Origin of the sequence: Vibrio sp. 10N.222.55.B11 (genome assembly GCF_041473705.1) — a bacterium.
Classification (GTDB): domain Bacteria; phylum Pseudomonadota; class Gammaproteobacteria; order Enterobacterales; family Vibrionaceae; genus Vibrio; species Vibrio crassostreae_C.
The window spans coordinates 1-290 of record NZ_JBFRST010000147.1 but is presented as its reverse complement, the minus strand read 5'-3'; the positions used below and the strand labels follow the sequence as shown (position 1 = coordinate 290).

1 protein-coding gene is annotated in these 290 nt (G+C 47.2%); it reads right to left on the bottom strand.

The genetic code is table 11. The features are described 5' to 3' along the window. On the bottom strand, nucleotides 1-290 hold a 290-nt coding region (locus tag AB4503_RS25435; protein ID WP_372115915.1), incomplete at both ends, for a transposase.

Below are 290 nucleotides of genomic sequence, written 5' to 3'. Positions count from 1 at the left end.
AAACCTCTGAGCTGGTTAATAGTCGCCGTTCTTGTTTTAATTAGCCCCTGTCGAATACGGTGCAGGCAAAGCACAGCTTGTTGCTCTTCACTTTTTATAGAGACAAATCGTGTTTTGGGTCTAGATACCGCTTCACAGATGGCCTCTGCGTCATTGGCATCGTTCTTCTCATTTTGTCGATATGGAATAACGAATTTGGACGCCATAATTTTCGGGTTATGACCTAGTTTCAGTAGCTCTCTCGCCCAGTGGTGTGCACCAGAGCACGCCTCCATACCGATGAGGCAGGG